This window comes from Flavobacterium sp. J49, from assembly GCF_011742145.1.
GTDB lineage: Bacteria > Bacteroidota > Bacteroidia > Flavobacteriales > Flavobacteriaceae > Flavobacterium.
On sequence record NZ_JAAQQU010000066.1, the window covers coordinates 1 to 251 of the forward strand.

At 40.6% G+C, this 251-nt stretch carries 1 protein-coding gene; it reads right to left on the reverse strand.

Annotated elements, in window-relative coordinates; all coding sequences use genetic code 11:
- Positions 1-251, reverse strand: a 251-nt coding sequence (locus HA632_RS01840) for a hypothetical protein (protein ID WP_176305543.1), incomplete at both ends; no start/stop codon positions are given.

Sequence of the window (251 nt, forward strand, 5' to 3'; positions counted from 1 at the left end):
GGTATATTAATTATGATATCAAACGAACCAACATTAAAACAACCTGTTGTATTGTCCTCTACTCTCACCCAAATGGTTTGGTTGTTCATAGCGGTGTAGTTAGTATCATTAATAATTGGTGCAATACCGGCTTGGGCTGCTGTTTGCGAAGTATAGTACTCAACCGTATAATTACTAGCGGCCAATGGTTGTTGGGCCAACACACTTGGGGTATTCACCGTCAAGTCAACATTGGTAATCGCATTTTGGGT